This is a genomic window from Streptomyces nanshensis, from assembly GCF_001751255.1.
Taxonomy (GTDB): Bacteria; Actinomycetota; Actinomycetes; order Streptomycetales; family Streptomycetaceae; genus Streptomyces; species Streptomyces nanshensis_A.
In genome coordinates this window covers 1-9,418 of sequence record NZ_LJGW01000121.1, presented here as the reverse complement: position 1 = coordinate 9,418, position 9,418 = coordinate 1, and the positions used below count along the sequence as shown (strand labels likewise).

The following is a 9,418-nucleotide window of genomic DNA, read 5'->3' as shown; positions in this document are numbered from 1 at the left end:
CGGCGGCGGCGGTGCTTGAGGAGGGCCCACGGGCCGCGGACGCCCGCGACCTCCGTGCCGCCCTCGGCGACCGCCTCGGCCGCCGCCCGCGCCACCGGCAGGATGCTCTCGCGCCGTGCCGCGTCGGGACGCTCGTCCTCCGTCGGCCACAGGCCCAGCGACGCGCACAGCGTCGGCAGTATCGCCATGGCCGCCGTCGCGTAACCCTCGGCGGACGGATGGTAGTTGTCCGGTCCGAAGAGTTCGCGGGGGTGTGCCGCGAACTCCGGGCCGAGCAGGTCGCCGAGCGAGACCGTACGGGCGCCCTCCTCGACCACGGCGATGGTCTGCGCCGCCGCGAGCTGCCGGCTCAGGCGCCGCGCGACCCACCGCAGCGGCTGTCCGACGGGCTCGATCGAGCCCAGATCAGGGCAGGTGCCGACGACCACCTCGCAGCCCGCGGTGCGCAGCCGCGCCACCGCGTCGGACAGCAGCCGCACCGCGTGGGACGGCGGCATCCGGTGGGTGACGTCGTTCGCGCCGATCATCACGATGCAGACGTCGGGCGCGAGATCGAGGTCGTGCTCGCTCAGCAGCAGCGTCACCTGCCGTTCCAGATCGTCGGACTGGGCGCCCGGCAGGGCCACGTTGCGCAGCTCGACGGGGCGTTCGGCGACGGCCGCGAGCGCGGAGGCGAGCAGCGCGCCCGGGGTCTGGCGGGGCAGGTGCACGCCCTGGCCGGCCGCCGTGGAGTCGCCCAGGACGCCGAGGCGTACGGGACGTCCCGGGTGCTGGCCCGCGAAGGCCGTGCCGTAGACCCCGTCCGCCTTGGGGGGTTCGTCGTCCGAGCCGCCGATCTTCCGCTTGGCGAGCTGCGCCTCGGTGAACAGCAGCCCGACCGCGGCGCCTCCGAGCAGGCTCAGGCCGCCGCCGCCGTATGCGGCCGCGGTCGCGATCCGCCGGGCCACTCTTGCGCTCGCCGCCTTCGACATCGGCATGTTTCTGGTCCGCCTCCCGCAGATGATTCGTTGTCCGTGCCCTGTGCGTGTGTCCGGTGCTGTGCTCTGTGTTCCGTGCGTGCTGTGTGCTCTGTGTGCTCTGTCGCGTCTCCCGTGGCGTGAGTGCCGCCGCGGGCGGGGCTTCCGGGTCTTTCCCGGCTGCTCCCGTAACCCCTGGTGGGTGGTGCCGGAGTGCATGAAGAGGCACCGTGATTGGGTAGTCGCTGTGAGCGCTCGGTGCGTGTCGTGTGACGTGCGGGCTGAGCGCCCTAACACTGTGTTGCCCCGTGGGGACCGCTCTGCAACCTTCGCAACGGGCCTCCGGTGTGCGCGTGTTGCGCAATATCGTGACGGTAAGGGCACGCAACGACGCTGCCCACGGACGCGCGGAGACCACGTTGCAGTATCACGAGTCCATGATCGACCTTGTCGGCAACACCCCGCTGATCAAGCTGAACAGTGTCACGGAGGGTATCCAGGCCACTGTTCTCGCGAAGGTCGAATATTTCAATCCCGGCGGGTCCGTGAAGGACCGGATCGCGCTGCGGATGATCGAGGCGGCGGAGGCGTCCGGCGAACTCCGCCCGGGCGGCACCATCGTCGAGCCCACCTCCGGCAACACCGGTGTCGGGCTGGCCATCGTCGCCCAGCAGAAGGGCTACCGCTGCCTGTTCGTCTGCCCGGACAAGGTCTCGACGGACAAGATCAACGTCCTGCGGGCGTACGGCGCCGAGGTCGTCGTCTGCCCGACGGCCGTCGACCCGGGGCACCCCGACTCGTACTACAACGTCTCGGACCGGCTCGTGCGCGAGACGCCGGACGCCTGGAAGCCCGACCAGTACAGCAACCCCAACAACCCGCGCTCGCACTACGAGTCGACCGGCCCGGAGCTGTGGCAGCAGACGGACGGCCGGATCACGCACTTCGTCGCGGGCGTCGGCACCGGCGGCACGATCTCCGGAACGGGCCGCTATCTCAAGGACGTCAGCGAGGGCCGCGTCCAGGTCGTGGGCGCCGACCCCGAGGGGTCCGTCTACAGCGGCGGTTCCGGACGTCCGTACCTCGTCGAGGGCGTCGGCGAGGACTTCTGGCCGGACGCCTACGACCGTGACGTGGCCGACGAGATCGTGCCCGTCTCCGACAAGGACTCCTTCCAGATGACGCGCCGCCTCGCCAAGGAGGAGGGCCTGCTGGTCGGCGGCTCGTGCGGCATGGCCGTCATGGGTGCGCTGGAGGTCGCCAGGCGGCTCGGCCCGGACGACGTCGTGGTCGTGCTGCTGCCCGACGGCGGACGCGGCTACCTCAGCAAGATCTTCAACGACGAGTGGATGAACGACTACGGCTTCCTGGAGGAGGGCGAGGCCACCGACGTACGCGTCGGGGACGTGCTGCGCCACAAGGAGGGCCCCATCCCCTCGCTCGTGCACATGCACCCCGAGGAGACGGTCGGCGAGGCGATCGAGGTGCTGCGCGAGTACGGCGTCTCGCAGATGCCCGTGGTGAAGCCGGGCGCGGGTCATCCGGACGTGATGGCCGCCGAGGTCGTCGGCTCCGTCGTCGAACGCGAGCTGCTGGACGCGCTGTTCGCGCAGCGGGCCTCGCTGGGCGACCGGCTGGAGAAGCACATGAGCGGGCCGCTGCCCCACGTGGGGTCCGGCGAGTCCGTCAACGATCTGATGCCGGTGCTCGAAGGGGCCGACGCCGCCGTGGTGTTGGCGGAGGGCAAGCCGGTCGGTGTCGTCAGCAGGCAGGACCTGCTGGCGTATCTCGCGAGCGGCATAACGAAGTGAGCGGTACGGGGAAGTGAGCGGTACGGGGAAGTGAGCCCTGCGACCTGGCGACGGGCGTACGGGCGGCATGACCGACGTCCGTGGAAACCGGCGGCGAACGAAGTCGCGAGAGAGTGTCACGGCCCTGAAACCTGTGGTTGACACGTCTCCCGCACAGTGGTGTGTGTCGGCGTCGAGGAACTCCGGAGCGGCTCCCGGACCTGTCGGACGCCAGGACGCGACCGGTCCTGACCGGCGTGTATCCCCGCGGAGGGCCGTCGTTCGTCCCGCCCCGGCGCTCGCTTCGGGGTGCGGCGGCCCTCCGCCGCGGGGGCCGGGCGCTTGGACGCCCGGTACGGGCGCTCCCCCTCGGGGAGCGCCCTGCCCCGGCTCTCCCGTGGATCCCCTCCCCGAACCCCCGGTTCCCGCTTCCCCCTTGTAGCGGACCGGACGGGCGCGGCCCCGTGCCGAGCGGCCGGACGCCGGACGCCAGACGCCCTAACCCCAGTCGTCGTCCTTGCTGCGTGACTCCCGCTCCCCGTCGCGGTCCCGGTCCCTGTTCCAGCCGAAGGAGAGCAGATTCCGGTGCGGCTGTACGGCGTTGACCGCGACGATGCCGATCCAGCACACCAGCAGTCCGGGCAGCCCCGTGTTGACCGCCGCGATGGCCGACAGCGGCACCGCGAGCACCAGCGAGACGACGGCCGTCAGCCGTGCGCCCATGCCTTCCGGATACGAGGGCGAACCGCTGCCCTGCGGCCGTGTGACGCCGCGTGCCACGGCCATCTGCTGCTCGGCCATTTGACGGCGCATCCGCTTGTCGACGACCGACTCCAGCCGCTTGTCGAACTTCTCCAGGAAGGAGTCGATCAGCTCCTCGTCGTATTCCTGGCCCAGTTCCCTGCGGGTCTGGAGCGTCGCGTTGAGTTCTCGCGTGAGTTCGGGGTCGCGGGCTTCCATGCGCAGCACGCTACGCGCGCGGGCCCTCCCCGGCAGTGGTGCTAGCCCCCGTATCGGCGGGTGGCCGCGCCCCACCGCCGTCCGTGGCCTCCGGGCAGTCCGCCTCGACGGCGGGCCCGAGGACCGTACGTTCCGGGAGGTGCGCGGTGTGGCGGCGTGCGAGGAGCCAGTACGCGAGCGCGGGCACGGCGAGGCCGACGATCCAGGAGACGTCCGCTCCGCCCAGCGGCCCGACGAGCGGCCCCGTGTAGAAGTGCGTGGCCAGGAAGGGGAATTGGGCCAGCAGCCCCACGGCGTACACGCTCAGCGCCCGCCACCGCCAGGCCCCGTAGCGGCCCCCGGCATCGCTGAGCGCCGGCAGGTCGTAGCGCTCCTTCGCGATCAGGTAGTAGTCGACGAGGTTGATCGCGGACCAGGGCGTGAAGGCGGTCAGCAGGAAGAGCAGGAAGTCCTTGAACGAGGTGAGGAAGCTGTCCTTGCCGAGCAGCGCGAGCGCCGTGCCGGCCACCATGATCACGCCGATGTACGCGGCACGTGCGCGCGGCGAGAGCACGGCCTGTCCGCGGAAGCCGCTGACGCTGGTGACCATCGACATGAAACCGCCGTACGTGTTCAGCACGTTGATGGTGAGCTTGCCGAGCGCGACGACGAAGTAGAGGGCCGCGGCGAGGAGTCCGGTGCCGCCCAAGCCGACGACGTACTCGACCTCGTGCCCGACGAAGGCCCCGCCCGCGGCGGCCGCGGCCAGCGCCCCGAAGGTCATGGACCACTGCGAGCCCAGGCCCGTACCGGCGAGCGTCCACCAGAAGGTCGCGCGCGCCGAGGTCGAACGCGGCAGATAGCGCGAGTAGTCGGCGACGTACGGGCCGTACGCGAGCTGCCAGGAGGCCGCGAGCGCCACCGCCAGGAGGAAGACGGGGAGTTCGAAGGAGCGGTCGCCCAACAGCGTTGCCAGGTCGGCGCGTTGGAGCAGCCGCACCCCGAGGTAGACGAAGGCCAGCGCGCAGATCAGCGAGGCGATGCGGCCCAGGGCGTGGATGAGGCGGTAGCCGACGGCGGCGGCGACCGCCGTGACGAGCGCGAAGAGGACGATGCCCGGCGTCTCGCCCAGCCCGGTCAGCTTGCCGGTCGCCTGCCCGGCGAGCACGCTGCCGCTGGCGAAGAAGCCGATGTACATCACGATGACGAGCGCGAGCGGCACGATGGCGCCCCGTACGCCGAACTGCGCCCGGGAGGAGATCATTTGGGGCAGGCCGAGCCGTGGGCCCTGTGCGGAGTGGAGCGCCATCACGGCGCCGCCCAGCACGTTCCCGAGGGCCAGCCCGGCGATCGCCCAGAAGGCGCCCGCGCCGAAGACGACGGCGAGCGCGCCGGTGATGACGGCGGTGATCTGGAGGTTGGCGCCCAGCCACAGCGTGAACTGGCTGAAGGCGCCGCCGTGCCGTTCGCCGTCCGGTACGACGTCGATCGAGCGGCGTTCTACGAGGGGGGTGGGCATCGTGCTCGTCCTGCCTTTCCGTTCCTGGCCGTCGGCTCGTGGGGAGGCGCGAGGGGTAACGGGGGCGTGGGCAGAGGCAGCGGCAGAGGCGGAGCCGGGACCGGGACCGGGGCCACGGCCGGGCCGGAGGCGGGTGCAACCGCTATCGAGCTGATCATCCGGACTTCCCTTGCCCGACTGCATATAGTCATGCACAGTCGTTCTGTAGTGAATAGATGTCAAGGGTCGAGGTGTGAATCTCCGGTGTACGGCCAGGTCGGGAGGACGGGATGAGCAGCGCGAGCGCGCGGCTGCTGAAGCTCTTCGAGGGGCACCGGCTCACGCCGACCCAGCGCCGTATCGCGCACTGCATGGTGCGGCAGGCCGGCGACGCGCCCTTCCTCTCCAGCGTCGAACTGGCCGAACTGGCCGGTGTGAGCCAGCCGTCCGTCACACGCTTCGCCGTCGCCCTCGGCTTCGACGGCTATCCGGCGCTCCGGCGGCATCTGCGTGCGTCCGCGCCCGCGGCGGGGCTCGGTACCGGGTCGTCCGCGGGCCCCGGCGGGGGCGGTGAGGACGACGGGTCCGATCCGTACAACGCCTACCAGCAGGCCGTGTACGCCGAGATCGACAACCTCCGCCATCTCGCCACGCTGCTCGCCGACCCCGCGCCGGTGGAGCGCGCCGGGCGGCTGCTCGCCGCGAGCCCCGTGCTGCCCGTGCTGGGGCTGCGCGCGGCCTCCGCGCAGGCGCGCGGCTTCGCGTACTTCGCCTCCAAGGTCCACGCGGACGTACGGCTGCTGGACGAGGGCGGCAGCATGCTCGCCGAGCGCATCGACGGATGTGTACGGGCGGGCGCGGACGTGCTGTTGTGCTTCGCGCTGCCGCGTCACCCGAAGGAGGTCGCCGAGGCGCTCGGACATGCGCGGGGCGCGGGGCTGCGGATCGTGACCGTCGCCGACAGCGCCTTCGCGCCCGTCGCACACCCCGAGGACCTGCTGCTCCCGGCGGCCGTCGGCACGGGGCTGGCCTTCGACACCGCGTGCGCGCCGATGCTGCTGGGGCGGGTGCTGCTGGAGGCGATGTGCGACGGGCTGCCCGAAGCGCAGGCCAGGCTGGAGGAGTTCGACGCGCGGGCGGCGGAGCGCGGACTGTTCCTGGAGTGAGCGCGGTGCCCGGCGCGGTGCCCCGCCCGTCTGTTTCGACGTACCGTCGTCAGGCGGGTGCGGCGCGGCCCCCTCTGACGTCCGGCCCGCCGCCCTCGCGGCGCCTGGCGCGCCTGCTCCCGTACGGGTCCCGTCCCAGGAAGGCCACCAGCCGGTCGCTCGGATCGGCCTCCGCCGGGACGGTGAGCGGCGGCCCGAACAGCGGCTGCCGCACCGCCGGGCTGGGCACCAACTGCCGTGCCGTACGCATCAGTTCGGTGGCGAGGGCCGCCGGTACGGGCCGTGGCAGCCCCGCTGCCTGGGCGATGTCCCAGCCGTGTACGGCGATCTCCAGCGCACCGGCGTGCGCGAGCGCCGCGGCGGGCAGCGGCAGACCTCCGACGGCGACGAGCCCGCCGTCGCCGCCGGCCGCTGCCCACACCCCCAGCAGCCGCGACGCCCTCGCACGGAAGACGGCGGCCGGATCGCCGGCGTCCCGGGAGCCCGGTCCCGACTCCCGTTCGTCCGGGCGCGGTTGGGCTTCGTCCGGCCGCGGGCCTGCCTCGTCCGGCAGGGCGACGTACCCGTCCTCGATCCCCTCGTACAGCGCGGCGAGCGAGTCGGCCGTGTGCCACAGCAGCGCCCGCAGATCCCAGTCCGCGCACGGCGTCGGAGCGCCGAGCGCCCACGGCCGTACGCCCCGTACGGCGCACAGCGCATAGCCGACGGCCCGCTCCAGCAGTGCGGCACCGGCGTGCGGAGTGCCGTCGTCCATCGCCTCCCCGCCTGCCCTTCTCCGTCTCCGGACGGGGGACGGCCGGTCCGTCCGCTGCCCCTACCGACCCGTCCGGAGGCCCGAACTCATCGGCGGCGCGCGGCGATTCCCATGACCACCCGGTTCACCGCCCACAGCACGACGCCCAGCGCGACGAGCAGCCCCGCCCGTACGTACACGTCCGTCTCACGGTCCGTGAGCGGGCTGGCGAGCAGAGCGGTGGCGATCGTGCCGACGACGGGCAGGACGGTCGGCGTACGGAAGTGCCGGTGCTCCACGCGGTCCTTGCGCAGCACCAGGACGGTGACGTTGACGACGGCGAAGACGCACAGCAGCAGGAAGGACGTCGTGTCGCCGAGCCCTTCGATCTCGCCCGTGGAGACGAGCGCGACGGCGATCAGCGTCACGAAGACGATGCCGACGACGGGGGTGCGCCGGTGCGGCAGGACCCGTCCCATGGCGCCGGGCAGGATGCCCTCGTTGGCCATGCCGTAGCACAGGCGCGAGGCCATCATGATGTTGATCAGCGCGGAGTTGCTGACGGCGAACAGGGCGATGACGGCGAAGAGTTCGGGCGGGAAGCTGACGTCCGCGGCCTTGACGACCTCCAGCAGCGGACCGCTGGACTTCTCCAGCACCCGGTGGTCCACCAGCAGCGAGGAGACCAGCGCCACCAGGATGTAGACGGTGCCGGTGAGACCGACGCCGATGAACAGCGCGCGGGGGAAGTTACGGGTCGGATCGATCGTCTCCTCGGCCATGTTCACCGAGTCCTCGAAGCCGACGAACGCGAAGAAGCCGAGGGCGGTCGCGCCCATGACGCCCGTCAGCACCGCGTAACCGGTGTCGCCCGACGTCTGGATCTGCCCGAGCCGCCCCGGGTCGCCCTCGCCCGCGAACACCGCGACGATCCCGATGCCGACGATGATCAGCAGCCCCGTCAGCTCGACGACGGTGAGCACGACGTTGGTCTTCACCGACTCCGAGACGCCGCGCAGATTGAGCGCCGCGAGGGCGAGGACGAAGAGGATCGCGACGAGGGTGGGGGAGATGTCGACGAGTTCGCCCAGGTAGTCGCCCGCGAAGGCGCGGGCCGCCGCGCTCGCCGACGACAGCCCCGAGCACATGACCATGAACGCGACGATGAAGGTCAGGAACGGCAACCGGAACGCCCGCTGCGTGTAGAGCGCGGCACCGGCAGCCCGCGGGTACTTGCCGACGAGCTCCGCGTACGAGGCGGCGGTCAGCAGCGCCACCGCGAAGCCGATCACGAACGGCAGCCACAGGGCGCCGCCGACCTTGCCGGCGACGGCGCCGGTGGTCGCGTAGATGCCCGTGCCGAGGATGTCCCCGACGATGAAGAGGATCAGCAGCTTGGGCCCGATGGCCCGCACGAGCGGCACCCCGTCGGGCGCCTGGCTGTCGACGGGTCCCTGGTCGTCTGGGGCTTCGTGAGATTCCGGCATGGGCCGTAGTTTCCCACCGGGGCCGGGACGTGCACGGGGTGTGAGAGCCGCACGTTCGTACTGGGGTCGGGCCGGTTCCTGTTCCGCGTCCGTCCGAACGACGGGCGTGTGTACGGGACTTCGAGCGGCCCTGTTTCGTTTCCGTCTGAACGGCGGGCGTGTGTACGGGACTTCGGGGTGCGCGTGGTCTCCGGCCCGTACGAGGGGCTGGCGCCCCTCTCCCGGACCGGTTCGTGCGGCGTGAGGCGGGTGACGGTCCGTGCGTGGTGTCGGGTCGTCGACCAGGCTCGGCCCGTCCGTGGTCCGGAAGTGCACATGTCCGTACGGTCGTTGGCGACGCCTTCGGTGACGGGCGTCGTACGGCGGATCAGATGTCGAAGGCCCTGTGGGGCGCGCCAGCGCACCGCAGGGCCGGAACCCCCGTACCCCGACCTGCGCGGTCCCACCCGGGCAAGGTTTCGGTTCCGTACGGAGATCGGGAACCTTCGGTGACGGGCGTCGTACGGCGGGTCAGGTGTCGAAGGTCCTGTGGGGCGCGTCAGCGCACCGCGGGGCCGGAACCCCTGCACCCCGACCTGTGCGGTCCCGTCCGGGCAAGGTTTCGGTTCCGTGCGGAGATCGGGAACCTTCGGTGACGGGTGTCGTACGGCGGGTCAGGTGTCGAAGGTCCTGTGGGGCGCGTCAGCGCACCGCAGGGCCGGAACCCCTGCACCCCGACCTGCGCGGTCCCACCCCGCCAGGGGCTACGCCCCGAACGGGGCGTGTACGCACGGCACTTCGCGGTGCGCGCCGTGCGCGGGTTCCCGCCCCGGGCCGCAGGCCCCGGGGCCCACGCACCGCTGCGGGGCG

7 protein-coding genes are annotated in these 9,418 nt (G+C 71.9%); 2 read left to right on the top strand and 5 right to left on the bottom strand.

Going from position 1 to position 9,418, the window contains the following annotated elements; translation table 11 throughout:
- On the bottom strand, window positions 1-977 hold a 977-nt coding region (locus tag AN218_RS07055; protein ID WP_070015903.1), incomplete at its 3' end, for an SGNH/GDSL hydrolase family protein.
- Between the two features lie 398 nt (window positions 978-1,375).
- On the opposite strand from AN218_RS07055, the gene AN218_RS07050 reads away from it, so the two are divergent.
- Complete coding sequence (locus AN218_RS07050) at window positions 1,376-2,767, top strand: cystathionine beta-synthase (protein ID WP_070015901.1); 1,392 nt, start codon at window positions 1,376-1,378, stop codon at window positions 2,765-2,767.
- 477 nt (window positions 2,768-3,244) lie between these two features.
- Here the strand turns inward: AN218_RS07050 and AN218_RS07045 are convergent, their stop codons facing one another.
- Together AN218_RS07045 and AN218_RS07040 are read right to left on the bottom strand one after the other, a co-directional pair.
- Complete coding sequence (locus AN218_RS07045; protein WP_070015902.1) at window positions 3,245-3,706, bottom strand: hypothetical protein; 462 nt, start codon at window positions 3,704-3,706, stop codon at window positions 3,245-3,247.
- 10 nt (window positions 3,707-3,716) lie between these two features.
- On the bottom strand, window positions 3,717-5,204 hold the full coding sequence (locus AN218_RS07040) for a purine-cytosine permease family protein (protein ID WP_070015900.1): 1,488 nt from the start codon (window positions 5,202-5,204) through the stop codon (window positions 3,717-3,719).
- A gap of 269 nt (window positions 5,205-5,473) precedes the next feature.
- Between AN218_RS07040 and AN218_RS07035 the strand changes: the two genes are divergently transcribed.
- Window positions 5,474-6,349 (top strand): MurR/RpiR family transcriptional regulator, encoded by an 876-nt coding sequence (locus AN218_RS07035; RefSeq protein ID WP_070015899.1) that lies wholly within the window; start codon window positions 5,474-5,476, stop codon window positions 6,347-6,349.
- A 49-nt stretch (window positions 6,350-6,398) separates the two neighbouring features.
- On the opposite strand, the gene AN218_RS07030 is transcribed toward AN218_RS07035, so the two are convergent.
- Both AN218_RS07030 and AN218_RS07025 read right to left on the bottom strand, forming a co-directional pair.
- Complete coding sequence (locus AN218_RS07030; protein WP_070015898.1) at window positions 6,399-7,103, bottom strand: TIGR03086 family metal-binding protein; 705 nt, start codon at window positions 7,101-7,103, stop codon at window positions 6,399-6,401.
- Window positions 7,104-7,189: 86 nt separating this feature from the next.
- On the bottom strand, window positions 7,190-8,569 hold the full coding sequence (locus AN218_RS07025; RefSeq protein ID WP_070015897.1) for an APC family permease: 1,380 nt from the start codon (window positions 8,567-8,569) through the stop codon (window positions 7,190-7,192).
- Window positions 8,570-9,418: the final 849 nt, after the last annotated feature.

Coding starts and splice junctions, on each gene's coding strand:
- AN218_RS07045 (WP_070015902.1), bottom strand. CDS start 3,706: ATGGAAGCCCGCGACCCCGAACTCACGCGAGAACTCAACGCGACGCTC.
- AN218_RS07035 (WP_070015899.1), top strand. CDS start 5,474: ATGAGCAGCGCGAGCGCGCGGCTGCTGAAGCTCTTCGAGGGGCACCGG.
- AN218_RS07025 (WP_070015897.1), bottom strand. CDS start 8,569: ATGCCGGAATCTCACGAAGCCCCAGACGACCAGGGACCCGTCGACAGC.
- AN218_RS07040 (WP_070015900.1), bottom strand. CDS start 5,204: ATGCCCACCCCCCTCGTAGAACGCCGCTCGATCGACGTCGTACCGGAC.
- AN218_RS07030 (WP_070015898.1), bottom strand. CDS start 7,103: ATGGACGACGGCACTCCGCACGCCGGTGCCGCACTGCTGGAGCGGGCC.